25 protein-coding genes and 2 riboswitches are annotated in these 26,074 nt (G+C 70.1%); of the genes, 16 read left to right on the top strand and 9 right to left on the bottom strand.

Annotation, left to right across the window (positions count from 1 at the left end):
- Nucleotides 1–28: 28 nt before the first annotated feature.
- Together ACZ41I_RS25860 and ACZ41I_RS25855 are read right to left on the bottom strand one after the other, a co-directional pair.
- Entirely contained in the window at nucleotides 29–814 is a 786-nt protein-coding gene (locus ACZ41I_RS25860) for an ABC transporter ATP-binding protein (protein WP_468326379.1), read from the bottom strand.
- A complete protein-coding gene (locus tag ACZ41I_RS25855; RefSeq protein WP_468515136.1) occupies nucleotides 811–2,532 on the bottom strand; it encodes a 2-isopropylmalate synthase in 1,722 nt (573 codons plus the stop codon). The genes ACZ41I_RS25860 and ACZ41I_RS25855 overlap by 4 nt, the downstream gene beginning before the upstream one ends.
- 206 nt (nucleotides 2,533–2,738) lie before the next feature.
- Between ACZ41I_RS25855 and ACZ41I_RS25850 the strand changes: the two genes are divergently transcribed.
- The gene (locus tag ACZ41I_RS25850; RefSeq protein ID WP_399776807.1) at nucleotides 2,739–3,440 is read left to right on the top strand and encodes a FadR/GntR family transcriptional regulator; all 702 of its coding nucleotides are present in this window, start codon (nucleotides 2,739–2,741) and stop codon (nucleotides 3,438–3,440) included.
- A gap of 82 nt (nucleotides 3,441–3,522) precedes the next feature.
- Nucleotides 3,523–4,185 (top strand): NADPH-dependent F420 reductase, encoded by a 663-nt coding sequence (locus ACZ41I_RS25845; protein WP_468515135.1) that lies wholly within the window; start codon nucleotides 3,523–3,525, stop codon nucleotides 4,183–4,185.
- 9 nt (nucleotides 4,186–4,194) lie between these two features.
- Here ACZ41I_RS25845 and ACZ41I_RS25840 read toward each other — a convergent pair whose 3' ends face one another.
- Nucleotides 4,195–4,749 (bottom strand): glycoside hydrolase family 25 protein, encoded by a 555-nt coding sequence (locus ACZ41I_RS25840; protein WP_363214634.1) that lies wholly within the window; start codon nucleotides 4,747–4,749, stop codon nucleotides 4,195–4,197.
- A gap of 80 nt (nucleotides 4,750–4,829) precedes the next feature.
- On the bottom strand, nucleotides 4,830–5,861 hold the full coding sequence (locus ACZ41I_RS25835; RefSeq protein WP_363214633.1) for a phosphatidylinositol-specific phospholipase C domain-containing protein: 1,032 nt from the start codon (nucleotides 5,859–5,861) through the stop codon (nucleotides 4,830–4,832).
- Nucleotides 5,862–6,012: 151 nt separating this feature from the next.
- Between ACZ41I_RS25835 and ACZ41I_RS25830 the strand changes: the two genes are divergently transcribed.
- From ACZ41I_RS25830 to ACZ41I_RS25820, 3 genes are read left to right on the top strand one after another with little or no spacing between them, the layout of a single operon-like run.
- On the top strand, nucleotides 6,013–6,192 hold the full coding sequence (locus tag ACZ41I_RS25830) for a ribbon-helix-helix domain-containing protein (RefSeq protein ID WP_363214632.1): 180 nt from the start codon (nucleotides 6,013–6,015) through the stop codon (nucleotides 6,190–6,192).
- Between the two features lies 1 nt (nucleotide 6,193).
- Nucleotides 6,194–6,544, top strand: a complete 351-nt coding sequence (locus tag ACZ41I_RS25825; protein WP_399770548.1) for a VOC family protein — start codon at nucleotides 6,194–6,196, stop codon at nucleotides 6,542–6,544.
- A complete protein-coding gene (locus ACZ41I_RS25820) occupies nucleotides 6,541–7,401 on the top strand; it encodes a class I SAM-dependent methyltransferase (RefSeq protein WP_468515134.1) in 861 nt (286 codons plus the stop codon). The genes ACZ41I_RS25825 and ACZ41I_RS25820 overlap by 4 nt, the downstream gene beginning before the upstream one ends.
- A gap of 105 nt (nucleotides 7,402–7,506) precedes the next feature.
- Here the strand turns inward: ACZ41I_RS25820 and ACZ41I_RS25815 are convergent, their stop codons facing one another.
- From ACZ41I_RS25815 to gcvT, 4 genes are all read right to left on the bottom strand, one after another.
- Nucleotides 7,507–8,874: an L-serine ammonia-lyase gene (locus ACZ41I_RS25815; RefSeq protein ID WP_363214629.1), complete on the bottom strand. Its 1,368-nt coding sequence runs from the start codon at nucleotides 8,872–8,874 to the stop codon at nucleotides 7,507–7,509.
- A gap of 91 nt (nucleotides 8,875–8,965) precedes the next feature.
- On the bottom strand, nucleotides 8,966–10,234 hold the full coding sequence (gene glyA, locus ACZ41I_RS25810; protein ID WP_363214628.1) for a serine hydroxymethyltransferase: 1,269 nt from the start codon (nucleotides 10,232–10,234) through the stop codon (nucleotides 8,966–8,968).
- A 14-nt stretch (nucleotides 10,235–10,248) separates the two neighbouring features.
- Complete coding sequence (gene gcvH, locus ACZ41I_RS25805; RefSeq protein WP_399770556.1) at nucleotides 10,249–10,626, bottom strand: glycine cleavage system protein GcvH; 378 nt, start codon at nucleotides 10,624–10,626, stop codon at nucleotides 10,249–10,251.
- 108 nt (nucleotides 10,627–10,734) lie between these two features.
- Complete coding sequence (gcvT, locus tag ACZ41I_RS25800) at nucleotides 10,735–11,862, bottom strand: glycine cleavage system aminomethyltransferase GcvT (RefSeq protein WP_468515133.1); 1,128 nt, start codon at nucleotides 11,860–11,862, stop codon at nucleotides 10,735–10,737.
- Nucleotides 11,863–11,904: 42 nt separating this feature from the next.
- Nucleotides 11,905–12,017, bottom strand: a riboswitch (glycine riboswitch).
- Nucleotides 12,018–12,117: riboswitch (glycine riboswitch) on the bottom strand. It abuts the riboswitch before it with no gap.
- Nucleotides 12,118–12,279: 162 nt separating this feature from the next.
- Between gcvT and ACZ41I_RS25795 the strand changes: the two genes are divergently transcribed.
- The 10 genes from ACZ41I_RS25795 (at nucleotide 12,280) to ACZ41I_RS25750 (ending at nucleotide 23,696) form a co-directional block, all read left to right on the top strand.
- On the top strand, nucleotides 12,280–12,924 hold the full coding sequence (locus ACZ41I_RS25795) for an AAA family ATPase (protein ID WP_363214625.1): 645 nt from the start codon (nucleotides 12,280–12,282) through the stop codon (nucleotides 12,922–12,924).
- A 129-nt stretch (nucleotides 12,925–13,053) separates the two neighbouring features.
- On the top strand, nucleotides 13,054–13,845 hold the full coding sequence (locus ACZ41I_RS25790) for an enhanced serine sensitivity protein SseB (RefSeq protein ID WP_363214624.1): 792 nt from the start codon (nucleotides 13,054–13,056) through the stop codon (nucleotides 13,843–13,845).
- Between the two features lie 200 nt (nucleotides 13,846–14,045).
- Nucleotides 14,046–14,828, top strand: coding sequence for an enhanced serine sensitivity protein SseB C-terminal domain-containing protein (locus ACZ41I_RS25785; RefSeq protein ID WP_399771067.1), 783 nt, complete (start codon nucleotides 14,046–14,048; stop codon nucleotides 14,826–14,828).
- A 270-nt stretch (nucleotides 14,829–15,098) separates the two neighbouring features.
- Nucleotides 15,099–16,106, top strand: coding sequence for an ABC transporter permease (locus ACZ41I_RS25780; RefSeq protein ID WP_363214622.1), 1,008 nt, complete (start codon nucleotides 15,099–15,101; stop codon nucleotides 16,104–16,106).
- Nucleotides 16,107–16,176: 70 nt separating this feature from the next.
- A complete protein-coding gene (locus ACZ41I_RS25775; RefSeq protein WP_399770563.1) occupies nucleotides 16,177–17,964 on the top strand; it encodes an ABC transporter substrate-binding protein in 1,788 nt (595 codons plus the stop codon).
- Between the two features lie 110 nt (nucleotides 17,965–18,074).
- Nucleotides 18,075–19,073: an ABC transporter permease gene (locus ACZ41I_RS25770; RefSeq protein ID WP_363214620.1), complete on the top strand. Its 999-nt coding sequence runs from the start codon at nucleotides 18,075–18,077 to the stop codon at nucleotides 19,071–19,073.
- The gene (locus tag ACZ41I_RS25765) at nucleotides 19,070–20,167 is read left to right on the top strand and encodes an ABC transporter ATP-binding protein (protein WP_363214619.1); all 1,098 of its coding nucleotides are present in this window, start codon (nucleotides 19,070–19,072) and stop codon (nucleotides 20,165–20,167) included. The genes ACZ41I_RS25770 and ACZ41I_RS25765 overlap by 4 nt, the downstream gene beginning before the upstream one ends.
- A gap of 71 nt (nucleotides 20,168–20,238) precedes the next feature.
- Nucleotides 20,239–21,498: an ABC transporter ATP-binding protein gene (locus ACZ41I_RS25760; protein WP_468515152.1), complete on the top strand. Its 1,260-nt coding sequence runs from the start codon at nucleotides 20,239–20,241 to the stop codon at nucleotides 21,496–21,498.
- Nucleotides 21,499–21,597: 99 nt separating this feature from the next.
- A complete protein-coding gene (locus ACZ41I_RS25755) occupies nucleotides 21,598–22,989 on the top strand; it encodes a M1 family metallopeptidase (RefSeq protein ID WP_399770570.1) in 1,392 nt (463 codons plus the stop codon).
- A 47-nt stretch (nucleotides 22,990–23,036) separates the two neighbouring features.
- Complete coding sequence (locus ACZ41I_RS25750) at nucleotides 23,037–23,696, top strand: trimeric intracellular cation channel family protein (protein ID WP_363214617.1); 660 nt, start codon at nucleotides 23,037–23,039, stop codon at nucleotides 23,694–23,696.
- On the opposite strand, the gene ACZ41I_RS25745 is transcribed toward ACZ41I_RS25750, so the two are convergent.
- Complete coding sequence (locus ACZ41I_RS25745) at nucleotides 23,605–24,894, bottom strand: alpha/beta hydrolase (protein WP_363214616.1); 1,290 nt, start codon at nucleotides 24,892–24,894, stop codon at nucleotides 23,605–23,607. The genes ACZ41I_RS25750 and ACZ41I_RS25745 overlap by 92 nt on opposite strands.
- A gap of 164 nt (nucleotides 24,895–25,058) precedes the next feature.
- On the opposite strand from ACZ41I_RS25745, the gene ACZ41I_RS25740 reads away from it, so the two are divergent.
- Nucleotides 25,059–25,946, top strand: coding sequence for a thioesterase family protein (locus ACZ41I_RS25740; RefSeq protein ID WP_399770575.1), 888 nt, complete (start codon nucleotides 25,059–25,061; stop codon nucleotides 25,944–25,946).
- The last annotated feature ends 128 nt before the right edge of the window (nucleotides 25,947–26,074 follow it).

Here is a 26,074-nt window from a genome sequence, read left to right as displayed (position 1 = left end):
CCCTCCCGGACGGGGCGGGCCCCCTTCGTCACGCCCGCCGGATCCTGACGCTCCAGCGGCCCTCGTGCCGCTCCAGCGTCAGCGGCAGGTCGAAGCACGTGCCGACCTGGTCACTGCTGAGGACCTCCTCGGCGCGCCCCTGTGCGATGACCCGGCCGTCCCGCAGCAGCACGGCGTGCGTGATACCGGCCGGCAGCTCCTCCAGGTGATGGGTGACGAGCACGGTCGCCAGCGCCGGGTGGGTGAGCCGCAGCTCCTCCAGCGCCTCGATCAGCTGCTCCCGGCCCGGCAGATCGAGACCGGTCGCGGGCTCGTCCAGGAGCAGCAGCCGCGGCTCGGGCATCAGCGCCCGTGCGATCAGGGTCCGGCCGCGCTGACCCTGCGAGAGCGTCGGCCAGCGGGCCTCCCGCAGCGCCGCCAGCCCCAGCGTGCCCAGCAGCGCCTCGGCCCGCTCCCGCTGCTCCGGCGACGGCCGCCACCTCGGCACCGGCGCCACGGAGTTCGTGACCCCGGTGAGCACCACGTCCCGTACGGTCAGCGGCGAGGCCAGTGGATGGCGCGGGTCGACGTGCCCCACATGCGCCCGCAGCTCCCGCAGGTCCACCCGGCCGAGCCGCCGTCCGAGCACCTCCACCGTGCCCCGCGTCGGATGCACGACCGCACCGAGCAGTCCGAGCAGCGTGGACTTGCCCGCGCCGTTCGCGCCGAGCAGCGCCCAGTGCTCACCGGCCCGGACGGTGAGGGACACGTCCTGGAGGATGGGCCGCCCGTCCCGGACGAGATCGACGCCCTCGGCGCGCAGGACCTCCTTCACCGGGCCGCCGCCCGGTTCACCGCGGACAGCACCGCCCGGACGCGGGCCGCCGGCGCGGAGACGTCCCGGCCCGCGCCCCACAGGGTGGTGTCCCCGACCCGGCACTCGGCGTACGCGACCACCTCCCCGTCCACGTCCGCCTGCTCCGCGAGGCCGAGCACCTCCACCGCGTAACCCGCACCCGCGAGCGCGTCGGCGAACGCCGTCACCGGGCCGCTCCCGCTGCCCTCGTAGTCGCCGCCGCGGTTCTCGCCGATGACCAGGGTGCACACGAACCGGTGCGCACCGGACGGCTCCCGGTGCGTGGACCAGGCGGTGAGCGTGACCTCCCCCTCGCCCAGATAGGCCGCCCGGAAGAGCTCGTACAGCTCCTTCGGCGTCGCCTCCCGCCCGCTGTCGTCCGTCGCCTCCTGGACCGTACGCGAGAACCCGGGCCGCATGCCCGGAGGCAGGTCGAGGCCCGCGTGCGTGCGCAGCAGATACGCCACCCCGCCCTTGCCCGACTGCGAGTTGACGCGGATCACCGCCTCGTACGACCGGCCCACGTCCGCCGGATCTATCGGCAGATACGGCACCGCCCACGGCGCCTCCCGTTCGCTCAGCCCCGCCTCCGCCGCCTGCCGGGCATGGTGGGCGAGCCCCTTGCTGATCGCGTCCTGGTGCGTGCCGGAGAAGGCCGTGTGCACCAGCTCGCCGGCGTACGGGTGGCGCGGGTGCACGGTCAGCCGGTTGCAGTGCTCGACGGTCTCCCGTACGGCGTCGATGTCGCTGAAGTCGACCATCGGATCGACCCCTTGGGCGAAGAGGTTCAGGGCGAGGGTCACCAGGTCCACGTTGCCGGTGCGCTCGCCGTTGCCGAACAGACAGCCCTCCACCCGCTGGGCGCCGGCCAGCACGGCGAGTTCGGCGCAGGCGACGCCGGTGCCGCGGTCGTTGTGCGGGTGGACCGAGAGGATGACCGAGTCGCGGCGGGAGAGGTGGTGGTGCAGGTACTCGATCTGGTCGGCGTAGACGTTGGGGGTGGCGACCTCCACGGTCGCGGGCAGGTTGTGCGTGACCGGACGGTCCGGGCTCGCGTCCCACAGCCGGGTGAGCCCGTCGCACAGTTCGAGGACGAAGTCGGGCTCGGTGAGGTTGAAGGTCTCCGGCGAGAACTGGAAGCGGACGCCGGGCGCGTCCCCGGCCCGCCGGGCCATGCGTTCGGCCGCCTCCCGCACCGTCCGCCACACCTCGGCCCGGCTCCGGCCGAGCACCACGTCCCGCCACACCGGCGAGGTCGCGATGTACAGGTGGACGACCGCCCTCGGCAGCCCCTCGATCGCCTCGAAGGTCCGGTCGATCAGGTCGGCGCGGGCGGGCGTGAAGACGACCGGCGTCACGTCGTCCGGTACGGCGCCGGTGTCCACCAGGTGCCGTACGAAGTCGAAGTCCATACGGCTCGCGGACGGGTAGCCGACCTCGATCTCCTTGAAGCCCAGTGCCACCAGCAGGTCGAAGAAGCGGCGCTTGCGGGGCGTGTCCATCGGCTCGGCCAGCGCCTGGTTGCCGTCGCGCAGGTCGACCGGCACCCAGAGGGGGGCCCGCTCGATCCGGGCGGCGGGCCAGGCCCGGTCGGTGACGGGCACATTCACCCGGTGCTGGAAGGGGCGGTAACGGTGGTACGGCATCGGGCTGGACCGCTGCGGGTTCCAGGCCGGGGCTTCGGAGAGTGTGGTCATCGTCTGCTGCCTTCGGGCTCGGTCGGACGGTGACCGGCAGCACGGGGCCCCGCGGCGGGGCGCCGGTCGCGTCAAACCCCGCCGCGGCAGCCGAGGAGAAGCAGACCGCGCAGCGTCATGCCGGGTACGCTAGCGAGAGCTCAGCTCCTCAGACAAGTGAGAATTGCCCGAAGTCCGTTTCCCCCCTCCGACAAGTTGGTGACCCGATGCCGCTCGGCCCGCTCCGCCCCAGCCCGCTGGTCGAACAGGCCGCGCAGCGCCTCCGGCAGCAGATCGCCGCAGGCCACTGGCCGGTCGGCAGCAAGCTGCCCGGCGAGACCACCCTCGCCGGGGAACTCGGCGTCGGCCGCTCCACGGTGCGTGAGGCGCTGCGCGCACTCGCCGGCGCCGGGCTGGTACGGCCCCGGCACGGCGCCGGCGTCTTCGTCATCGCCACCGAGCCCGTCGAGGACTGGCCCACGAGGCTCGGCCGGGCCGCGGTCACGGACGTCTACGAGGTCCGCATGGGCGTCGAGGTGCAGGCCGCCCGCCTCGCCGCGCGCCGCCGCACCCCCGAGGACGTCAGCGCGCTGCGCGCCGCACTGGAGGCGCGCCGGGCGGCGTCCGCCGGTGACGACGCGGCCTTCGTGGACGCCGACATCGCCCTGCACACGGCCGTGGTGGCCGCCGCCCACAACCCCGTCCTCGCCGACCTGTTCACCGAGTTCGCCCCGGTGCTGCGCCAGGGCCTGGTGACCCTGCTGCACCTCACCCGTCTGCGCCGGCACGACCGCAACACCGGCGACGGCACCCACGCGGCCCTCGTCGAGGCCATCGCGCAGGGCGACGCGGAGGAGGCGGCGGCGGTCTTGCTGGAGGAGCTGGAGGGGACGCTGGGGCTGTTGCGGGGGAGGGAAGGAGCGGCCTGAGCGATCGCCGGAATACCTCCCGCACCGACAGGGTTGTCGCCCGACAGACGCATGCACGCGCATGGAACCTGGAGGGTCTGGCATGAAGATCGGCATCATCGGTGCGGGGAACATCGGCGGCAACCTCACCCGGCGGCTCACCGCCCTCGGGCACGAGGTCTCCGTGGCCAACTCCCGCGGCCCCGAGACGCTCGAGGAACTGGCCGCGGAGACCGGTGCGACCGCGGTCCGGGCCGAGGACGCGGCCCAGGGGGCCCAGGTCGTGGTCGTCACCGTGCCCCTCAAGGCGGTCCCGGATCTGCCCTCCGGCCTGCTGGACGGTGCCGCCGAGGGCGTGGCGGTGATCGACACCGGCAACTACTACCCGCAGCAGCGTGACGGTCGTATCGCGGCCATCGAGGACGAGGGACTGACCGAGAGCCGCTGGACCGAACGCCACCTGGGCCACCCGGTGATCAAGGCCTTCAACGGCACCTACGCCCAGGACATCCTGGACCGCCCCCGTCCCGCGGGCGACCCCGAGCGCATCGCCCTCCCGGTCGCCGGCGACGACGAGCAGGCCAAGCGAACCGTCCGCGCCCTCATCGACGAACTCGGCTTCGACACGGTCGACGCAGGCCCCCTCGACGACTCCTGGCGCCAACAGCCGGGCACTCCCGTCTACGGCCTCCGGGCAGGCGTGGAGGGGGTGAAGAAGGCCCTGGCGGAAGCCTCCCCGGAACGTCCGGCGGACTTCCGGGGCTGAGCGCACCCCCTAGGGCGTGGCCCACTCCTTCAGTGCGGCCTTGCTGGCGAAGCCGGCCACGTCCTTGTCGTGCGGCTCGCTGGTGTACTGGTGGAACCGCCACTTCGCCTTGATGCGGGGATGACCGGCGGTGACGTAGTCGGCGATCCAGAGGCCGTCGCCCGCGTAGGAGGTGGTGTCGATGTTCAGCCAGAAGTCGCGATTGCAGTAGAGCACGACCCGGTTGTGCGGCCGTAATCCCTTCAGTGTGCGGATGAAGTGGTCCTTCTCCGCGTTGCTCGCATGCGTGCCCTCGCCCGTGGTCTCCCAGTCGACCGCGAGGATGTCGCCGGCGCGGTCGGGGGCGTGCCGGACGAAGTACTCGGCCTGGGCCGTGAGACTGCCGGGCCAGAGGAAGTGGTAGAAGCCGACGACCAGTCCGGCGTCGCGGGCCCTCTTGGTCTGGGCGGCGAGCCGGGGATTGACGTACGAACGGCCCTCCGTCGCCTTGATGAAGACGAAGGAGAGACCGTCCGTGTCGTACGCGGAGGACTGGAACGCGCTGACGTCGATGCCGTGGAGCATGGAGGAGTTGTGCCCGCCCCGGCGTCGGCGGAATCCTCAGCTCCGAGTCGTCGTCGGCTCCGGCCGTCGTCGGCCTGCCGTCAGCTCCTGGGCGTCGTCGAACTCAGCACCGACGCCGGCTTCGCCGACCAGTCGGAGGTGATGAGGCTCGCGTGGTTCTTGGCCAACAGGGCCAGCCGGGCGGCGACTTCGGCGTCCGTCGGGTTGGTGGAGGAGATGGCCGGTGAGACGCCGGCGGCGTCGGTCATGATCGAGACGTAATGGTTCGTGGAGTAGAACGAGGTGCTGTAGCCCTTGTTGACGTACGTGGCCGCGTCACCGTCGAAGAACACGAACCAGGGCCGGATCGAGGCGTCGTAGCGGCTGACGCGCGGGTCCCCGTTCTCGGCGCCCAGCACCGCGGGGAACGCCTGCGCCCGGCCGATCTGCCCGGCCGCGTACAGCTCGTGCAGATGGTCGCCGTACTCCTGGTCCGTCCAGTAGTGGTCGAACGGGTTGGACTGCTCCACCGTGCCCGGGATCAGTTCGAAGAGGAACTTGCCCTTGAGTGAGTCGCGGGAGGGCCAGGCGTTCGCCTTGGCGGCCGCGTCGAGGGAGGGGTACGTCCCGCCGAGCAGGTCGGCCGGCTTGTAGACGCTGCTGCCGAGCTTCTGGGAGACGAGCGTGTCGAACTCGTCCGGTCCCATGCCGGCGTTGTTGTTGAAGCCGACCTTCATCTCGACCTTGATGACGATCGGCGGGTGGTCGGGGTGGAGCTGGTTCCAGGCGGCCATGTTGTCCAGGCAGCTGCCCAGGTCCTGGTTGCGGCTCTTGCTGTAGAGCTCGCCGGGGGCCTTGGCGGCCTCGCAGTTGTTGTTGTTGCCGAGCGGGTTGCTGTGGCTGACCCGCCAGCGGTGGCTGAGGGTGTCCACGTACACGTCCAGCTCCAGCAGCGAGGCGCCGGAGTCCAAGGCCTGGGCGAAGTAGGTGTACTTGGCCTTGTCGTAGGCGTTGTGCGTGCCGATGGCCGTCGTCTCGGAGAACTTCGGCGCCGCCGCGCGGGCGTTGCCCGGTCCCACCACCAGCAGCGCCGCCGCCCCCGCGAGTGCCGCGACCCGTCTCACTGCGCCCATTGCCAACTCCCCTTCGCGTTTGTCGAGTTGGCGGCAGCGTATGAGTGAGTGATTACTGCGCGGTAGCCCCTGAAGGAACATCAGCCGCTTCCGGGCAGGGAGCGATGCGTCACCCTGGCGGCTAGATTGCTAGCATGCTAGCCTCGGGATCGTGGGTGATGAGGAAGTCAAGCAGTTCAACGTGTACCTGCCGATCGGACTGATCAAGCAGGTCAAGTACCGCGCCATCGAGTCGGGCATGTCCTTGTCGGCGCTGGTCGCAGACGCGCTGCGCGCCTACCTCGACGACGCCCGACGGCAGGAACAGCCCCCGACCGAGAAGGAGACCTGAGATGGCGACCGAAGGCATCGAAGCCGTGTTCCTGGAGACCCACAACTGGGGCAGGGCGGCCAGGTTCTTCCAAGCCCTGGGCTACGACCTGGAGTTCGAGACCGACCACAACTCCGGCCAGTTCCGCAACGGCGAAGGCCCCTCCGTCTTCATCGCCGAGATCCCCGAGGACCGGGAGCCGCAGACGCAGATCGTGCTGAAGGTGCCGGACGCGGACGCGTTCCGCGCCGACCCCGACGTCGAGGTGGTCACACCGTTCGAGGACACCCACTTCGGGACGCGGATGATGACGGTCCGCGACCCCGACGGCCGGCTGTGGAGTCTCCAGGCCCCCCGGAAGGACCAGCCGTGAGCGGCGGGCGGACCGAGGCGCCGGACAACACCGCGGTGCGGTGCGCCCTGTGGCGGGCGATGCATGTCCGGACCGACCCGCCGCCGCACGTGTTCGAGGACGAGATCGGCCTGCGCCTCGCCGACCCCGGCCCGAACTGGCGCAGTCGCCCGGACATGGACCCGAGCGCCACCAGGGCGTTCCGCGCGGCCATGGTGGCCCGCGCCCGTTTCATCGAGGACCTGGTCGCCGAGCAGGCCGGCCGCGGCGTCGACCAGTACGTCATCCTGGGCGCCGGCCTGGACACCTTCGCCCAGCGCGCCCCGGAGGCCGCCTCCCGCCTGCGCATCTTCGAGATCGACCAGCCGGGCCCGCAGGCCTGGAAGCGCCGCCGTCTGGCCGAACTGGGTCTCGCCGTCCCGGACCGCCTGCACCTGGTGCCGGTGGACTTCGAGGCGAGCGGCGGCTCCTGGCCGGCGCACCTCACCGCGGCGGGCTTCGACCCGGGTCGCCCGTCGGTCATCGCCTCCACCGGCGTCACCATGTACCTCACCAAGGAGGCCACCGCCGCCACCCTGCGCCGGATCGCCGGGCTGGCACCCGGTACGACCCTCGCCATGACCTTCCTGCTGCCGGAAGAGCTCGTGGACGAGCGCGACCGCGCCGGCCTCAGGGCGAGCGAGGCGGGCGCCCGGGCGTCCGGCACCCCGTTCCTCAGCTTCTACACCCCGCGCGAGATGCTGGACCTGGCCCGGGAGGCCGGTTTCACGGACGTCCGGCACGTCTCCGGCGCCTCGCACGCCGAGCGCTACTTCGCCGACCGCACCGACGGCCTGCGCCCGTCGACCGGGGAGGACCTGCTGCTGGCCCGGACCTGACGGACCCCCCATTGCACGACGCTCGGCACAGCGGGTCCGTCTCGCCGGGGGTCTGGCCGGCTGCAGGCGCAACCGCACCGTCCCCCGGCACCGCCGGCCCGTCGCCTAGCACTCGATGATGTTCACCGCCAGCCCGCCCCGGGCCGTCTCCTTGTACTTCACGGACATGTCCGCGCCGGTGTCCTTCATGGTCTTGATGACCTTGTCCAGGGACACCTTGTGGGAGCCGTCGCCGCGCATGGCCATCTTGGCGGCGGTGACCGCCTTCACCGCGGCCATGCCGTTGCGTTCGATGCACGGGATCTGGACCAGGCCGCCGACCGGGTCGCAGGTCAGGCCGAGGTTGTGCTCCATGCCGATCTCGGCGGCGTTCTCCACCTGCTCGGGGGAGCCGCCGAGGACCTCGGCGAGGGCGCCCGCCGCCATGGAGCAGGCGGAGCCGACCTCGCCCTGGCAGCCGACCTCGGCGCCGGAGATGGAGGCGTTCTCCTTGAAGAGCATGCCGATCGCGCCGGCGGCCAGAAGGAAGCGGACGACGCCGTCCTCGTCCGCGCCGGGGACGAAGTTGATGTAGTAGTGCAGGACCGCCGGAATGATGCCGGCCGCGCCGTTCGTGGGGGCCGTCACCACGCGGCCGCCCGCCGCGTTCTCCTCGTTCACCGCCATCGCATAGAGCGTGATCCACTCCATCGCGTGCGCCAACGCGTCGCCCTCGGCACGCAGTTGGCGGGCCGAGACGGCGGCGCGGCGGCGGACCTTCAGACCGCCGGGCAGGATGCCCTCACGGGACATGCCGCGCTGCACGCACTCGCGCATCACCCGCCAGATCTCCAGCAGGCCCGCCCGGATCTCCTCCTCGGTGCGCCAGGCGCGCTCGTTCTCCAGCATCAGGGAGGAGATCGACAGGCCCGTGTCCTTGGTCAGGCGCAGCAGTTCGTCGCCGGTGCGGAACGGGTACTTCAGGACCGTGTCGTCCAGCACGATGCGGTCCGCTCCGACCGCGTCCTCGTCCACGACGAAGCCGCCGCCGACCGAGTAGTACGTCTTGGAGAGCAGCTCCGCGCCCGAGGCGTCGTACGCCCATATCGTCATGCCGTTGGCGTGGTACGGCAGGGCCTTGCGGCGGTGCAGGATCAGGTCGTCGTCGAACGAGAAGGGGATCTCGTGCTCGCCGAGGAGCGAGATACGGCCCCCGGTCCTGATGCGCTCGACCCGCTCGTCCGCCGTCTCCACGTCCACCGTGCGGGGCGAGGCGCCCTCCAGGCCGAGCAGGACCGCCTTCGGGGTGCCGTGACCGTGGCCGGTGGCGCCGAGGGATCCGTACAGCTCGCACCGCAGGGAGGCCACCGGGTCCAGCAGGCCTTCGTTGCGCAGGCGACGGGCGAACATGCGCGCCGCGCGCATCGGGCCGACCGTGTGGGAGCTGGACGGGCCGATGCCGATCGAGAACAGGTCGAAGACCGAGATGGCCACGGTCACTCCTCAAAAAAGCAGAACAGGGGTGGTGGGGCACCCTCGGACACTCTCCTGCGAGTGCCCCACCGGGGACTTGCCTGGTCCGGGCTTACTTCTTCAGGCCCGGGTACAGCGGGTGCTTGTCGGCGAGCGCCTTCACGCGCGCCTTGAGGGCCTCGGCGTCGTACGACGGCTTCAGCGCCTCGGCGATCACGTCCGCGACCTCGGCGAAGTCCTCGGCCGTGAAGCCGCGGGTCGCCAGGGCCGGCGTACCGATCCGCAGGCCCGACGTCACCATCGGGGGCCGCGGGTCGTTCGGGACCGCGTTGCGGTTGACCGTGATACCGACCTCATGGAGTCGGTCCTCGGCCTGCTGCCCGTCCAGCTCCGACTCGCGCAGGTCGACGAGGATCAGGTGCACGTCCGTGCCGCCGGACAGGACGTTCACCCCGGCCTCACGGGCGTCCGCCGCCGTCAGGCGCTCGGCGAGGATCCGGGCACCCTCCACGGTACGACGCTGGCGCTCCTTGAACTCCTCCGAGGCCGCGACCTTGAAGGAGACGGCCTTCGCCGCGATCACGTGCTCCAGGGGACCGCCCTGGAAGCCCGGGAAGACGGACGAGTTCAGCTTCTTCGCGAAGTCCTTGCTGCGGGCGAGGATGATGCCGCCGCGCGGACCGCCCAGCGTCTTGTGCGTGGTGGAGGTGACCACGTCGGCGTACGGCACCGGGTTCGCGTGCAGCCCCGCAGCGACCAGTCCGGCGAAGTGCGCCATGTCGACCCACAGGTGGGCGCCGGCCTCGTCGGCGATCCGGCGGAACTCGGCGAAGTCCAGCTCACGGGGGTATGCCGACCAGCCCGCGATGATCACCTTCGGGCGGTGCTCCTTGGCCAGCCGCTCGACCTCGGCCATGTCGACCAGGCCGGTGGCGGCGTCCACGTGGTAGGCGACCACGTTGAACTGCTTGCCGGAGAAGTTCAGGCGCATGCCGTGGGTCAGGTGGCCGCCGTGGGCGAGGTCCAGGCCGAGGATGGTGTCCCCGGGCTGGGCCAGCGCGAACAGGGCCGCCTGGTTCGCGGAGGCGCCGGAGTGGGGCTGGACGTTGGCGTACTCGGCGCCGAACAGCTCCTTGATCCGGTCGATGGCGATCTGCTCGGCGACGTCGACGTGCTCGCAGCCGCCGTAGTAGCGGCGGCCCGGGTAGCCCTCGGCGTACTTGTTGGTCAGCACCGAGCCCTGCGCCTCCATCACCGCGAGCGGCGCGAAGTTCTCGGAGGCGATCATCTCCAGCGTGGACTGCTGGCGGCCGAGCTCGGCGTCGACCGCGGCGGCGATCTCCGGGTCAAGCTCGTGCAGGGGCGTGTTCAGGGAGGTCATACGGCTACGACTCCTCAGCCGGCGTTCTGGGCGGTGTACTCGTCGGCGGAGAGCAGGTCGGCCGGCTCCTCCGTGACGCGCACCTTGAACAGCCAGCCGCCCTCGAAGGGGGCCGAGTTCACCAGCGACGGGTCGTTGACGACGTCCTCGTTGACCTCGGTGACCTCACCGGTGACCGGCGAGTACAGGTCCGAGACGGACTTGGTCGACTCCAGCTCGCCGCAGGTCTCGCCCGCGGTCACCGTGGAGCCGACCTCGGGGAGCTGGGCGTAGACCACATCGCCGAGCGCGTTGGCCGCGAACTCGGTGATGCCGACCGTCGAGACGCCGTCCTCGGCGGCCGACAGCCACTCGTGCTCCTTGCTGTAGCGCAGCTGCTGGGGGTTGCTCATGGCCTGAATTCTCCTGTACGCGCGGGAGTGCTGATGAAGGGGGACGGTGGAAACCGCTGGTGAGCAGCGGAAACGTGCGCGGGGTCACACAATGACCGCGCCCAGTGTCTACTTCTGGCGCTTGTAGAACGGCAGCGCCACGACCTCGTACGGCTCGTGGCTGCCCCGGATGTCCACGCCGACGCCAGGGGTGCCGGGCGCCGCGTGTGCCGCGTCGACGTAGGCCATGGCGATCGGCTTGCCCAGGGTGGGGGAGGGGGCGCCGGAGGTGACCTCGCCGATCACCTGGCCGCCCGCGACGACGGCGTACCCGGCACGCGGCACACGCCGGCCCTCGGCGATCAGCCCGACGAGGACCCGCGGCGGGTTCTCCTGAGCCCGGGCGGCGGCCTCGGTGAGCGCCTCGCGCCCGACGAAGTCGCCCTCCTTCTCGAACTTCACCACCCGGCCGAGCCCGGCGTCGAAGGGGGTGAGCGCGGTGGTCAGCTCGTGCCCGTACAGCGGCATGCCCGCCTCCAGGCGCAGGGTGTCCCGGCAGGACAGGCCGCAGGGGACCAGACCGACGCCCTCGCCGGCCTTGGTCAGCGCCTGCCACAGCTCCACGGCGTGCTCCGGCTTCACGAACAGCTCGAAGCCGTCCTCGCCGGTGTAGCCGGTGCGGGCGATCAGCGCCGGGACGCCGGCGACGGTGCCGGGCAGGCCGGCGTAGTACTTGAGGCCGTCGAGGTCGGCGTCCGTGAGTGACCTCAGGATGCCGGGGGACTCCGGCCCCTGCACGGCGATCAGCGCGTACGCGTCCCGGTCGTCACGGACCTCGGCGTCGAAGCCGGCGGCGCGCTCGGTCAGCGCGTCCAGCACCACCTGGGCGTTGGAGGCGTTGGCGACGACCATGTACTCGGTCTCGGCGAGCCGGTAGACGATCAGGTCGTCCAGGATGCCGCCGTCGGCCTGGCAGATCATGGTGTAGCGAGCGCGGCCGACGCCGACGGAGGCGATGTTGCCGACCAGGGCGTAGTTGAGGAGGGCGGCGGCCTGCGGGCCGGTGACGGTGATCTCGCCCATGTGGGAGAGGTCGAACAGGCCCGCCTTCGTACGCACGGCGATGTGCTCGTCGCGCTCGGAGCCGTAGCGCAGGGGCATGTCCCAGCCGGCGAAGTCGGTCATCGTCGCACCGAGCGAGCGATGCAGCGCGTCCAGCGCGGTATGACGCAGCTCAAGGGGTTCGGTACTGCTCATCGGACGGTCGTCTCCCAGGAAAGCAGGACAGGCGAGGAACGTTCCTCCCCATCTGTCATCGGAACCTGAGAGGTTCGCCAGGACCGCCACAGGGACGATCACGGCTTGCACCTTGGGTGGAGCCACTGTCGCAGCGGCCCGCTTTTCAGATGTGCCTCGCCCGCGCGGTAACGGGGCCTGAGAGATTCAAGGGAGGGACTTGCTCCTTCGGCGTCCCGGCAGCAGTGCTGCCAGGAACTCTCCCGCGCGGATTCAAGCGGCCGGTATGCAGTTGGCGGCCACATCATTGCACGGCGGGCCGGCTTTTGTAACCGACCTGTGGCAGGACGCGGACCCCTTCGCCACCCTCGTTCATTACCTTCTCTTTACGCGTAGCGGGCAGGAAGATTACCGGGCCGACAGGGGAGGAAGATCACGATGAACAGCACCCCGGTGTACGCCACCGTCACCACCGGCATCGCCGTGCCCGGGCAGCGCACCGCCCCTTCCCCCGTCGTCCGCGACCTGCGCGACCGCGCCGGCCGCAGCCCGCACGCCCTGCTCTTCGGCCCCGAGGACCTGGTGGTGATCGCCGGCCTGCCCGGCAGCGGCAAGTCCACCCTGATGCGGCGCGCGGTCGCCGGGCGCCGCATCGACTCCCAGGACATGCGCGACCGCTTCGCGGCCCGCCTGCCCCGCGCGCTCCCGTACGCCCTCTACCGCCCGCTGGTCCGCCTCGCCCACTACGCCGTCCTGCGCCGCGCCCTGCGCACCGGCGAGGGCGTCGTCGTCCACGACTGCGGCACCCAGTCCTGGGTGCGCGCCTGGCTCGCCCGCGCGGCCCGCCGCCGCGGCGGCACCCTCCATCTGCTCCTGCTCGACGTCACGCCGGACACGGCCCGCGAGGGCCAGCGGACCCGCGGCCGGGCCGTCTCCCGCTACGCCTTCCGCCGCCACCGCCGTACAACCGCCCGGCTGCTCGCCGCGGTCGGGCGGGGCGAGCCGCCCGCGGGCTGCGGCTCCGCCGTGCTGCTGGACCGCGCGGCGGCGGACACCCTGCGGCGGATCGCATTCACCGGATGAGGGGGCACAGGGCTGAGGGGGGCGATGAGCACCAGGGTGAGGGGGACGATATGCGCAGGGGCAGGGACTGTCACAGCCACCCGCTAGCCTTCTTGGTCACAGCAGAGATTTCCAGCAGGCGGTAGGCAGATGGACTTCCCGGCGGACATTCCCGCGGACTTCCCGGCACAGGCGCACCCCCAGCCGCACGGCGGCTGGCCCGGCAACGAGCTGGAGGAGGTGCTCTCGGCCTCCCTCGGCATACCCGCCGCGGCCGGCCGGATCATCGAGGTCCTGGGCCGCAGTCTGCTGTGGATCCCGCTGCCGAGCGGGGGCGGCCCCGACAGCGGCGCTCTGGACCTGCCCACGCTGGACATCGCCGGCCAGGCGTACGTCCCGGTGTTCAGCTCCGAGGAACAGCTGCGCCAGGCGGCCGGCTCCCACATGGCGTACACCATCGCTCCCGCCGTGGAGTTCGCCCGCGGTCTGCCCCCGCAGGTCGGCATCGCCGTGAACCCCGACGCTCTGGTCGGCATCCCGCTCCCGCCCGAGGCGGTGGCCGAGCTGTGCCGGGCCGGCCGCACCCCGCTCGACGGCCCCGGCACCGGCGGCCGGGTCCGCCTCTTCGAACCCGACTGGCAGGACGACCCGGTCGACTTCCTCTCCGCCGCGTCCGCCGAGTTCGCCGAGACCGGCGTGGTCCTCACCGCCCGCCGCTGCCTGGCCGCCATAGAGACCGACGACCCGGTGATGTTCGTCGGCGTGGAACTCTCCCAGTGGGAGGGCGACCTGCGCACGCTCCCCATGCAGGCCCTGGGCCGCGCCCTGGGCAAAGTCCCGGTCAAGTGGCCGATGAACCTGGTCCTCCTCGACGTGACGGACGACCCGGTGGCCGCATGGCTCAAGGCGAACGTCCGCCCCTTCTATCAATACGGTCACTAGAAGTACGGCGACCGGGTACGACGCGGGGGCAGCCGGCCCAGGGGCGCGGGGAACCGCGCGACGAGCCCCCCACACACCCGCACCCGCGCACGCACAGAAGGCCCGGAGCCACTGGGCGCTTAAGCTGTCTCCAAACGCGGGGCACGAAAAAGAGAAGGGCACGACAGGTGAGCGCGAGCCACAGCGGCAGCGTCGAGCACATGCTGCGCCAGGTCACGCCCGGACGCTACGACGCCTACGAGGCCCTGCTGCGTGCCCTCGCCACCCCGTCCGCCGGCCAGATCTGGATGCTCCTGTGGCACGGCCAGGCCGGCTCCCCGGACGCCCAGTACGGAAACATGGAGGTCGACGGCTTCCAGTACGCCCCCTGCGTCACCTCCGCCCAGGAACTCTCGGCCAGCGGCTGGAACCGGTCCTACGAGGTCGTCGAGGGGCTCGACGTGGCCCGCACCCTCTACCCGGACCACTACGGTCTCTGGCTCAACCCGCACGCCCCGGGCGGCGGCGTCGGCATCCCCTGGCTGGACCTGCGCCGCATCGCCACGGGCCTGGACCGCCAGCCCGCCGGCCCTCTCCGGCTGACCGAACCCGGCATCGAGATTCCGCAGTTCTACGCCCTGCTCGCGCAGAACGCCCATCGCACACCGGCCCTGCGCTCGCTGCGCCGCGCCTGGGTGCAGCCCGCGCTCGGCGCCCCGTATCTCGCCATCGGCCTGGACGTGTACGACACCTCGCCGGCCGCGGTCGACTCGGTGCGCGCGATGATGCAGCAGTCCGTCGGCGCGGTCCCGGAGGGCCTGCCGGTGTCGACGGTCGCGATGACCGACGAGTACGACCCGGTCGTGATGTGGATGCGGGCCAATGCCCGCCCGTTCTACGACCGTGACGCCCACGCCGCGCCACAGCCCCAGCTCCAGGCCTCTCCCCAGCAGCAGGCGCCCGTCGCCGGATACGGCTATCCACCGGTGCACGGCAGCTACTGACCTGGGATCATCGTCCGTATGTCCCGTTTTGCCCACGCAGTTGTCCGGCCGGCTCCCGTCCGGTCGCCGTAACTTCCTGTCCGCATAACAGGAAACGCCTGCTTGCATCACGGTTGCGCATCCATTCCTCGTCAAGGCTGGCGGCTGATCGCGCAAGCGTTGAAGACTCCCCCTTCAAGGGGTTCGCCCCTGTGTACGACGGACTGTTTGATGCCGCTACCAGCGGCAAGTGCGGGCCGGCTACCGCCGGTTGAGAGGGGTCCCAGCCTGATGACGGCACCATTGCACGAGCCGACCGCGGAAGCGGCCCCGGGTGCGGCAGAGGAAGCGGCGGTCGCGGCCACCGACGCGAAGGCCGTTCAGGGCCGGTCCCTGGGCCGGATCGCCTGGGAACGCCTCAAGCGGGACAAACTGGCGCTCACGGGCGGCGTAGTCGTGCTCCTCCTCATCGTGGTCGCACTGCTCGCACCGGTGATCACGAGTCTCGTCGGTCAGGACCCGGACCTCTACCACCAGGGCCTGATCGACCCGCTGTTCAGCACCCCCAAGGGCTCGATGGGCGGCATCAGCGGCGACCACCTGCTCGGTGTCGAACCGGTCAACGGCCGCGACATCTTCGCCCGCATCCTCTACGGCGCCCGGATCTCGCTGCTCGTCGGCTTCCTGTCCGCCGTGGTCGCCGTCATCCTGGGCACCATCCTCGGCATCCTGGCGGGCTTCTTCGGCGGCTGGGTGGACTCGGTCATCAGCCGGGTCATGGACGGCCTCCTCGCCTTCCCGCAGCTGCTGTTCATCATCGCGCTGGTCTCCGTCATGCCCAACCAGATGCTGGGGCTCACCGGCACGGGCGTGCGTGTGTTCGTGATGATCCTGGTCATCGGCTTCTTCGGCTGGCCGTACATCGGCCGCGTGGTGCGCGGCCAGACGCTCTCGCTGCGCGAACGCGAGTACGTCGAGGCGGCCCGCTCGCTCGGCGCCGGGCAGCTCTACATCCTCTTCAAGGAGCTGCTGCCCAACCTCGTCGCGCCCATCATCGTGTACACGACGATGATGATCCCCACGAACATCCTGACCGAAGCGGCGCTCAGCTTCCTGGGTGTGGGCGTCAAGCCGCCCACCTCCTCCTGGGGACAGATGCTCTCGAGCGCGATCGACTACTACGACTCGGACCCCATGTACATGGTGATCCCGGGCGTGGCGATCTTCATCACGGTTCTGGCCTTCAACCTCTTCGGCGACGGCGTGCGGGACGCGCTCGACCCGAAGGCCTCCCGCTGAAGTGCCGTACCCCAAGCGTCCCGTGAGCTCTCCCACGGGGTCTCTCATCAAATCCGGAGGATCCGAGATCGTGAACACCCAACGCACCTCAGGGCGGCGCAAGCAGGCCCTTGCCGCTGCCGCAGTGGTCGCCGGGCTGCTGACCACGGCGGCGTGCGGCGGAGGCAACGGCGGCGGCTCGAAGGACGGCGCGGCCGGCTTCAACGCGGCGGTCAACAAGGTTGCCCAGGCCGACCAGGTCAAGAAGGGCGGCACGCTGAAGTTCGTGAGCACGCAGGACGCCGACTCGTGGGACACCACGCGCGGCTACTACGGGTTCATGTGGGACTTCTCGCGCTACTACAGCCGCCAGCTGGTCACCTACAAGACCGCGCCCGGTGCCGAGGGCGCCACGCTCACCCCGGACCTCGCCACCGACATGGGCAAGGTCTCGGACGGCGGCAAGACCTACACCTTCACGCTGCGTGACGGCGTCACCTGGGAGGACGGCAAGCCGATCACCTCCCAGGACGTCAAGTACGGCATCGAGCGCGTCTGGGCGCAGGACGTCCTGTCCGGCGGTCCGATCTACCTCCAGCAGATGCTGGACCCGAAGAACACCTACAAGGGTCCGTACAAGGACAGCGCCAAGGACCACCTGGGCCTGAAGGCGATCTCGACGCCGGACGCGAAGACGATCGTCTTCCACCTGCCTGCGCCCAACTCGGACTTCCTCCAGACGCTGGCGATGACCACGGGCTCCCCGGTCCGCCAGGACAAGGACACCAAGTCCAAGTACGGCCTGCACCCGTTCTCCTCGGGTCCGTACAAGTTCGAGTCGTACGCCCCGGGCAAGAACCTGGTCCTGGTCCGCAACGACAAGTGGCAGGCGTCCTCCGACCCGGTCCGCAAGGCGTACCCGGACAAGATCACCCTGGACATCTCCACCAACCAGGTCAACTCCGACCAGCAGCTGCTCAACGGCGACTACGACGTGGACGCCAGCCAGACCGGCCTGGGCCCGCAGGGCCGTCAGATCGCCCTGAAGCAGCACAAGGACAACCTGGACAACCCGGTCTCCGGCTTCATCCGCTACGCGGTCTTCCCGCAGAGCGTCAAGCCGTTCGACAACATCCACTGCCGCAAGGCCGTGATCTACGCCGCCGACCACGTGTCGCTGCAGACCGCCCGCGGTGGCCCCATCGCCGGTGGTGACATCGGCACCAACATGCTCCCGCCGTCGGTCGCCGGTGGCGAGGGCCAGAAGTACGACCCGTACCAGATCGCGACCAAGAACAAGAACGGCAACGCCGACCTGGCCAAGCAGGAGCTGAAGGCCTGCGGCAAGGCGGACGGCTTCTCCACCACCATCGCGGTCCGCAACAACAAGTCGCAGGAAGTGGCCACCGCCGAGTCCCTGCAGGCCGCGCTGAAGAAGGTCGGCATCAACGCCGACATCTACCAGTACGACGGCTCGCAGTCCCCGGGCATCATCGGCTCGCCCTCGAACGTGGCGAAGAAGAAGCTCGGCATCATCATCATGGGCTGGGGTCCGGACTTCCCGACCGTCCAGGGCTACGGCATCCCGCTGTGGAGCAGCAAGTACATCCTGCAGAGCGGTAACAACAACTACGCCCTGATCAAGGACAAGACGATCGACGGTCTCTTCGACCAGTACACCACCACGCTGGACAACTCGAAGAAGACCCAGCTCGCCACGGAGATCAACCACAAGGTCTCGGAGGGCGCGTACTACCTGCCCTTCACCTTCGAGCGGCTGCTCAACATCCGCTCCTCGCGTCTGGCCAACGTGTACACGACGAACGCGTACAGCGGTTACTACGACTTCGTCAACCTCGGCCTGAAGTCCACGAAGTAAACCCGGCACACCCGCCGTACGGCACGAAAGGCAGGTGAAGGCCGGCGCGGCGAGCCGCGGGCCCACCGGAAGATCTCCGGGGGCCCGCGGTCCGCGGCGGGCCGTTAGCTGTGCTCGCTTACCTCATCAGGCGGCTGTTCGCCGCCGCAGTGATGCTGGTGGTCATCATCCTGGTGGTCTTCAGCATCTTCTTCCTCGTCCCCAAGTGGGCGGGCGTGGACATCGCCACGAGCTTCGTGGGCAAGCAGGCAGACCCGCACGCCGTCGAGGCGGTGCGCGAGAAGCTGGGTCTGGGCGACCCGATCTACGTCCAGGTCTGGCACTTCTTCAAGGGCATCTTCGTCGGCCGCACCTTCTCGGCCGGCGGTGACGTCACCCACTGCGCCGCGCCGTGCTTCGGCTACTCCTTCCGCAGCGAGCAGGCCGTCTGGCCGGTGCTGACCGACCGCTTCCCGGTGACCCTGGGGCTCGCGCTCGGTGCCGCCGTGCTGTGGCTGGTCTTCGGTGTCGCGGCGGGTGTGCTCTCCGCCCTCAAGCGGGGCAGCATCTGGGACCGCGGCGCGATGGTCGTCGCCCTCAGCGGCGTGTCCCTGCCGATCTACTTCACGGGCATGCTCGCCTCGGCGATCTTCGTCTTCGGACTGAACTGGTTCGGCCCCAAGTACATCCCGCTCGGCGACAGCGTCTCGGGCTACTTCGGAAGCATGATCCTGCCCTGGGTCACCCTCGCCTTCCTGTACGCGGCGATGTACGCCCGTATCACCCGCGCCACCATGCTGGAGATCCTCGGCGAGGACTACATCCGTACCGCCCGCGCCAAGGGCCTCACGGAGCCGGTCGTCATCGGCAAGCACGCCATGCGGTCCACGATGACCCCGATCCTGACCATGCTCGGCATGGACCTCGGCGCCCTCATCGGCGGCGCGATCCTCACCGAGACCACGTTCAGCATCCCCGGCCTCGGCCAGGCGGTGCTGACCGCCATCAAGAACCAGGACCTGCCCATCATCCTGGGCGTGACCCTGATCACCTCCCTCGCGGTGCTCATCGCCAACCTCGCGGTGGACATCCTGTACGCCGTGATCGACCCCCGAGTGAGGCTCGCATGACCGAACTCAGCAAGACCGGAGCGGCCGTGGGCGAGCCCACCAGCTCCTCGCCCGCGCCGAGTTCCTTCCTCGAAGTGCGCGACCTGAAGGTGCACTTCCCGACCGACGACGGCCTCGTGAAGTCCGTCGACGGGCTCAGCTTCAAGCTGGAGAAGGGCAAGACCCTCGGCATCGTGGGCGAGTCGGGTTCCGGCAAGTCCGTGACCTCGCTCGGCATCATGGGCCTGCACACCGCCGGCCAGTACGGCAAGCGCAAGGCGCAGATCTCCGGTGAGATCTGGCTGAACGGCACCGAGCTGCTGTCCGCCGACCCCGACCACGTGCGCAAGATGCGTGGCCGCGAGATGGCGATGATCTTCCAGGATCCGCTGTCGGCGCTGCACCCGTACTACACGATCGGCGCGCAGATCGTGGAGGCCTACCGGATCCACCACGACGTCGACAAGAAGACCGCCAAGCGTCGTGCGGTCGAGATGCTCGACCGCGTGGGCATCCCGCAGCCGGACAAGCGGGTGGACAACTACCCGCACGAGTTCTCCGGCGGTATGCGCCAGCGCGCCATGATCGCCATGTCCCTGGTGAACAACCCCGAGCTGCTCATCGCGGACGAGCCGACCACCGCGCTCGACGTGACGGTCCAGGCGCAGATCCTGGACCTGATCCGCGACCTGCAGAAGGAGTTCGGCTCCGCGGTCATCATCATCACCCACGACCTGGGCGTCGTCGCTGAACTCGCCGACGACATCCTGGTGATGTACGGCGGCCGCTGCGTCGAGCGCGGTCCCGCCGAGAAGGTGTTCTACGAGCCCCGCCACCCCTACACCTGGGGTCTGCTCGGCTCGATGCCGCGCCTGGACCGCGACCAGCAGGAGCGCCTGATCCCGGTCAAGGGCTCCCCGCCCTCGCTGATCAACATCCCGTCCGGCTGCGCCTTCAACCCGCGCTGCCCGTACGCGGACCTCCCGAAGGACAACCTGACCCGCACGGTCCGCCCCGAGCTGACCGAGGTCGGCGACAAGCACTGGGCCGCCTGCCACATGTCGCAGGAGCAGCGGGAACGGATCTGGACCGAAGAGATTGCGCCGAAGCTGTGAGTGAGAACGCAGAGGACAAAGCAGGGGGCATCCCCGCACAGGGCGACGGCGCGGAAGAGAAGTCCGCCGGTATGGCCACGCTCACGAAGGACGCCGCTCCCGGCGAGATCCTGCTCAAGGTGACCGGGCTGCAGAAGCACTTCCCCATCAAGAAGGGCCTGCTCCAGCGGCAGGTCGGCGCCGTGCGCGCGGTCGACGGGATCGACTTCGAGGTGCGCTCCGGTGAGACCCTCGGTGTCGTGGGCGAGTCGGGCTGCGGCAAGTCGACGATGGGCCGGCTGATCACCCGGCTGCTCGAACCGACCGCCGGCACCATCGAGTTCGAGGGCAAGGACATCACGCACCTCGGCGTGACCGGGATGCGTCCCTTGCGCCGCGACGTGCAGATGATCTTCCAGGACCCGTACTCGTCGCTGAACCCGCGCCACACCATCGGCACGATCGTCGGGGCCCCCTTCCGGCTCCAGGGCGTCGAGCCCGAGGGCGGCATCAAGAAGGAAGTGCAGCGGCTGCTGTCGGTGGTCGGTCTCAACCCCGAGCACTACAACCGCTATCCGCACGAGTTCTCCGGCGGTCAGCGCCAGCGCATCGGCATCGCCCGCGCGCTCGCCCTGAAGCCGAAGCTCGTCGTCGCGGACGAGCCGGTCTCCGCGCTGGACGTGTCGATCCAGGCGCAGGTCGTGAACCTCATGGACGACCTCCAGGAGGAACTCGGCCTGACGTACGTGATCATCGCGCACGACCTCTCGGTCGTCCGGCACGTCTCGGACCGCATCGCGGTGATGTACCTCGGCAAGATCGTCGAACTGGCCGACCGGGACTCGCTGTACAAGGCGCCGATGCACCCGTACACCAAGGCGCTGATGTCGGCGGTGCCGATCCCGGACCCGGCGCGCAAGAACGCGAAGAGCGAGCGCATCCTGCTCAAGGGTGACGTGCCCTCGCCGATCGCGCCGCCCTCGGGCTGCCGGTTCCACACCCGGTGCTGGAAGGCGACGGAGATCTGCCGGACCACCGAGCCGGCGCTGCTGGAGCTGCAGCCCGGTCAGCGGGTGGCCTGCCACCACCCGGAGAACTTCGAGGACCAGGCCCCGCAGGACACGGTGCTGCTGACCGCCGCGAAGGAGGCGGCGGAACTGGTCGCCGACGAGGTCCTCGCGGAGTCGGCGGAGACGTCGGCGGCAGTGGCGGCGGAGCTGGCCGAGGGAAGCGGCGAGGAGTCCGCCGAGGCCGGTGCCGAGGAGGCAGATGCCGAAGAGGCCTCTGCGGAGGCTTCCGAGGAGCCGGCCGCGGGTTCCGGGACCGAGTCCCAGGAGTCAACCGACAAGTAGCGCATGACAGTCCGGCAAAGTCATGCACATGCCTGAACGGGAGAGTGCAGAGTCGTCCGTGTCCGACCACTGATCGGTACACGCTCGAAAGGGACGACCATGGCACTCTCCCGTTCGGCACGCCTGGGGGCCGTCGCGACCGCGGCGGCCTCCTTCCTCGTCATCGGCGCTTCCCCCGCCCCCACTCCGGGCGCCCCCGGCATCGGTGACCCCTACTTCCCCCGCCTCGGCAACGGCGGATTCGACGCCCTGCACTACGGCCTCGACATCGCCTACGCCCCGGACACCGGCCGCCTGGACGGCCGTACCACCCTCACCGCCCGCGCCACGCAGAACCTGTCGTCGTTCGACCTGGACCTGCAGCAGTTGCAGATCACCAGGGTCGAAGTGAACGGCAGACGGGCCGAGTTCACGCGGGACGGCGACGAGGTGACGGTCACACCCCGCCGAAGCCTGGCGCGCGGGCGTACCTTCACGGTCACCGTCACCTACGGCGGCACACCCCAGCCCCTCAGCGGGCCCATCGTGTTCGGCTCCAAGTACGGCTGGATGAAGACCGCCGACGGTGTCTTCGTCGCCTGTGAGCCCAACGCCGCCTCCACCTGGTTCCCGTCCAGCGACCACCCCTCCGACAAGGCCACCTACGACATCCGGATCAAGGCGCCGAAGGGCCTGACCGGCGTCTCCAACGGCCGGCTCGTGTCGACGTACGACAAGGGCGGCTCGACGTACACCCACTGGCGCGAGTCGAAGCCGATGGCGACCTACCTCGCCACCGCCACCATCGGCAGGTTCGACGTGCGCACCGGCCGCACCCCGGGCGGCATCCCGGTCTACGTCGCGATCGATCCCGTCCTGAAGAACAGCAGCAGCGTCGACGTGTACGCCGTGACCGCCGCCGCGACCGACTACTGGTCGCACGTCTTCGGGCCGTACCCGTTCGAGGAGACCGGTGCGATCGTCGACGACATGCCCGAGGCCGGGTTCTCGCTGGAGGTGCAGAGCAAGCCCGCCTACTCGGCCGTGCGCAGCGAGACGACCATCGTGCACGAGTTGGCCCACCAGTGGTTCGGCGACTCGGTGAGCGTGGCCCGGTGGAAGGACATCTGGCTCAACGAGGGCTTCGCCAGCTACGCCCAGTGGCTGTGGGCGGAGCACCAGGGCACGCGCTCGGCCCACGACTCCTTCCTCGCCGCCTACAACGCCCGTCCGGCGGACTCCGGCTTCTGGCAGATCGAGGTCGCCGACCCGCAGCGCGACACGATGTTCTCCTCCGCCGTCTACCAGCGCGGCGCGATGACGCTCCAGGCACTGCGCGAACGCATCGGCGACAAGGCCTTCTTCAGGCTGCTGCCCGCCTGGACCAGGCTCCACCGGTACGGCGACGCGGACACCGCCGGCTTCATCCGCCTCGCCGAGCGCGTCAGCGGGCAGAAGCTGGACGACCTGTTCGACACCTGGCTGTTCACCACAGGGAGACCGGCCTTGTGAGCCTGGCTTTGTAAGGTTCACGCCCTTCGGCAGGTGAGAATACCGGGGTGCAGCTCCAGCAACTCTTCAGTCCCTCCGTCCAGCACACGCTCGATGTCATCGGCATCTTCGTGTTCGCGATCTCCGGCGCCCTGCTGGCCGTCCGGAAGAACTTCGACGTGTTCGGCATCGCCGTGCTCGCCGAGGTCACCGCGCTGGGCGGAGGGCTGTTCCGCGACCTGGTCATCGGCGCCGTGCCCCCGGCAGCCTTCACCGACCTCGGGTACTTCCTCACCCCGCTGTTCGCCGCGCTGGTCGTCTTCTTCCTGCATCCGCACGTGGAACGCATCCAGGCGGCGGTGCTGGTCTTCGACGCGGCCGGCCTCGGCCTGTTCTGCGTCAGCGGGACGACCAAGGCGTACAGCTACGGCCTCAACCTGACCGCGTCGGCGACCCTGGGTCTCGCCACCGCGGTCGGCGGCGGTGTGCTGCGCGATGTGCTCGCCAACGAGGTGCCCTCACTACTGCGCTGGGACCGCGATCTGTACGCGGTCCCAGCGATCGTGGGCTCCACCATGGTGGTGCTGTGCCTGCGCTATGACGCCCTGACCCCCCTCACCAGTGGGCTCGCGGCCGTCACCGCTTTTGTGCTGCGCCTGCTCGCGATGCGGTTCCACTGGCGAGCTCCGCGCGCGTGGAACCGCCGTTCGACGGTGACTGAGGAGTAGTGCCGGTGGTTCCGGCGGCGTTCCCGGTGGGAGAACCCGTGGTCCCACCGAGAGAGCGGTCCTGCCCCTTGGCGTGGTTCTGGCCCATCTGCAGGGTCAGCCAGCGGAACACCGCGCCGACCTGGGGCCGCCACAGCGCCATGTTGTGGCCGCCCGCGCTGCGCGGCAGGAATACCACGTGCACGGTCGTCGGTGCCTTGGCGACGGACTCCAGCGCCAAGCCCGCCTCGTAGCCGTCGCGGGACTCGCCGGAGACGTAGAGCGCGATCCGGGGCGGCACGGCCGCCTTCTTCAGGATCAGATAGGGGTTGTTCTGGGCCCGCAGGGTGGGGTTCTGCGCCGCGAGGGAGTTGCGCTCGCCGATCGGGTCGTTGTAGCCGGACAGGCTCACCCCGGCCCGGTACCGGTCCGGGTGCGCCACGGCCAGCTTGACCGCGCAGTGGGCGCCTGCGGAGTAACCGGCCACGGCCCAGCCCTGCGGCGCCGGCTGGGCACGGAAGTTGTCCATGACCATCTTCGGCACGTCGATGCTGAGCCAGGTGTCGGCGTTGACCTGACCGGGGATGTTCGCGCAGCCGGTGTCCACGCCGGCCAGCAGGTTGGTGCGCGGGGCGACCATGATGAAGGGCGCCACCTGGCCGCTCTGCATCATCGGCAGCAGCTGCTCGTGCGCCCTCATGGAACCGAACCAGGCCTTCGCCGAACCGGGGTAGCCCGGCAGCACCTCCACCACCGGGAACTTCTTGTGGCGGTAGGCGGGGTCGTTGTACTGCGGCGGCAGCCAGACGTAGACCTCGGCGTTCACACCCGAGACCCGGCCCTTGAGCTGGGTGATGCGCACCCCGCCGGCCGCACTCATCCCGGGTCCGGAGGCTGCGGTGAAGGTCTGCTTGACCTTGGGCAACCGTTTCACCGCTATGCCGCCGGTGCCGTCCCGGCCCAGGTCCCGGGCCTGCTGGACGTGGTTGCCGGTGCCGAGCAGATCGGCCCAGTTGTCGTACAGGTTGTTCTGGTTGTTGACCAGAACGAAGATCAGTGCGACGGCGGTGCCTTGGGCGAACAGCAGCATCAGCACGCGGGCGGCGGCACGCAGGGGCTTGGGCCCGCGCACTCGCGACCACAGCACGAGCGGCAGTATCAGTGCAACCACGGCCAGCACAATGGTCGTGTAGAGGAACGGAGTCCCGGTGAGGCTCATGCCCCCATAGATGGAAATCAGGCCTCCAAGGTTGTGGACGAGTCGGCACACTTACCGAGAAATTGCCGGAACCTCACCCGGCAGACGGATCCGGGGCCCTCGGGTGCCCTGATCGGTGACTCGAAAAGCTACCGCTTAGTAGTTTCCTATTGTACCGTTCATCCATGTCAGAAGCAGCTTCCGCCCCCGCCGCACAGGCCGTGATCGGCGACAGCGAGTTCGACCGCGACACGGCGGTCACCCGACGCGAGCCCGGTGTCTATGACATCGACCTCTCGGCCGGCTGGACGATCTTCGACGCCGTGAACGGCGGCTACCTGCTGGCTGTGCTCGGCCGGGCCCTCTCGGACACCCTTCCGCACCCGGACCCCTTCACCGTCTCCGCGTACTACCTGACCGCCTCCCGGCCCGGCCCGGCGGTCGTCCGCACGCAAACGGTCCGCACGGGCCGCACCCTCTCCACGGGCCAGGCCTCCCTCCTCCAGTACGACGACGAGGGCAACGAGGTCGAACGCATCCGCGTCCTCGCCTCCTACGGCGACCTCGCCACCCTCCCCGACGACGTCCGCACGACCGCCGCCCCGCCCGCGATCCCGCCCCTCGACCAGTGCTTCGGCCCGGAGGACGCTCCCTCCGACGTCCGACTGCCGTCGGGTGGGACGCCGATCGAGGGCGGCTCGTCGATCGCCGACCGCCTGATGCTCAAGCTGGACCCCTCGACCCTGGGCTGGGCGCTGGGCGCGCCCTCCGGCAAGGGGGAGATGCGCGCCTGGTTCGGGCTGGCCGACGGCCGTGACGCCGACCCGCTGTCGCTGCTGCTGGCGGTGGACGCCCTGCCGCCCACGGCCTTCGAGCTCGGCCTGAAGGGCTGGGTGCCCACGGTCGAACTCACCGTCCACGTCCGCCGCCGTCCCGCCCCCGGCCCGCTGCGGGTGTCCATCACCACCCGCAACCTGGCCGGCGGCTTCCTGGAGGAGGACGCCGAGGTCTGGGACAGCGAGGGCAACCTGGTCGCCCAGTCCCGCCAGCTGGCCCGGGTCGGGCTCGGCTGAGCGGAGGCCTCCGGCCGGCGGGACGGCTGTGGTCCGGGTTCGGCCGAGCGGTGGCCTCCGGTCCGAGGGGGTGCTGCGGTCAGGGCTCGGCTGAATGGCCCGGTGGGGCCCGGCCGGAGAAAAGCCTG

It is taken from the genome of Streptomyces sp. NPDC030799 (genome assembly GCF_055572255.1).
Note: the sequence above shows the minus strand (reverse complement) of the source record. Positions and strands in the feature narration are given on the sequence as shown.

Excerpts from the sequence above, each read along its gene's own strand:
- ACZ41I_RS25855 (WP_468515136.1), bottom strand. The coding sequence starts at position 2,532 with ATGACCACACTCTCCGAAGCCCCGGCCTGGAACCCGCAGCGGTCCAGC.
- ACZ41I_RS25850 (WP_399776807.1), top strand. The coding sequence starts at position 2,739 with ATGCCGCTCGGCCCGCTCCGCCCCAGCCCGCTGGTCGAACAGGCCGCG.
- ACZ41I_RS25845 (WP_468515135.1), top strand. The coding sequence starts at position 3,523 with ATGAAGATCGGCATCATCGGTGCGGGGAACATCGGCGGCAACCTCACC.
- ACZ41I_RS25840 (WP_363214634.1), bottom strand. The coding sequence starts at position 4,749 with ATGCTCCACGGCATCGACGTCAGCGCGTTCCAGTCCTCCGCGTACGAC.
- ACZ41I_RS25835 (WP_363214633.1), bottom strand. The coding sequence starts at position 5,861 with ATGGGCGCAGTGAGACGGGTCGCGGCACTCGCGGGGGCGGCGGCGCTG.
- ACZ41I_RS25825 (WP_399770548.1), top strand. The coding sequence starts at position 6,194 with ATGGCGACCGAAGGCATCGAAGCCGTGTTCCTGGAGACCCACAACTGG.
- glyA (WP_363214628.1), bottom strand. The coding sequence starts at position 10,234 with ATGACCTCCCTGAACACGCCCCTGCACGAGCTTGACCCGGAGATCGCC.
- gcvH (WP_399770556.1), bottom strand. The coding sequence starts at position 10,626 with ATGAGCAACCCCCAGCAGCTGCGCTACAGCAAGGAGCACGAGTGGCTG.
- gcvT (WP_468515133.1), bottom strand. The coding sequence starts at position 11,862 with ATGAGCAGTACCGAACCCCTTGAGCTGCGTCATACCGCGCTGGACGCG.
- ACZ41I_RS25795 (WP_363214625.1), top strand. The coding sequence starts at position 12,280 with ATGAACAGCACCCCGGTGTACGCCACCGTCACCACCGGCATCGCCGTG.
- ACZ41I_RS25790 (WP_363214624.1), top strand. The coding sequence starts at position 13,054 with ATGGACTTCCCGGCGGACATTCCCGCGGACTTCCCGGCACAGGCGCAC.
- ACZ41I_RS25785 (WP_399771067.1), top strand. The coding sequence starts at position 14,046 with ATGCTGCGCCAGGTCACGCCCGGACGCTACGACGCCTACGAGGCCCTG.
- ACZ41I_RS25780 (WP_363214622.1), top strand. The coding sequence starts at position 15,099 with ATGACGGCACCATTGCACGAGCCGACCGCGGAAGCGGCCCCGGGTGCG.
- ACZ41I_RS25765 (WP_363214619.1), top strand. The coding sequence starts at position 19,070 with ATGACCGAACTCAGCAAGACCGGAGCGGCCGTGGGCGAGCCCACCAGC.
- ACZ41I_RS25760 (WP_468515152.1), top strand. The coding sequence starts at position 20,239 with ATGGCCACGCTCACGAAGGACGCCGCTCCCGGCGAGATCCTGCTCAAG.
- ACZ41I_RS25755 (WP_399770570.1), top strand. The coding sequence starts at position 21,598 with ATGGCACTCTCCCGTTCGGCACGCCTGGGGGCCGTCGCGACCGCGGCG.
- ACZ41I_RS25745 (WP_363214616.1), bottom strand. The coding sequence starts at position 24,894 with ATGAGCCTCACCGGGACTCCGTTCCTCTACACGACCATTGTGCTGGCC.
- ACZ41I_RS25740 (WP_399770575.1), top strand. The coding sequence starts at position 25,059 with ATGTCAGAAGCAGCTTCCGCCCCCGCCGCACAGGCCGTGATCGGCGAC.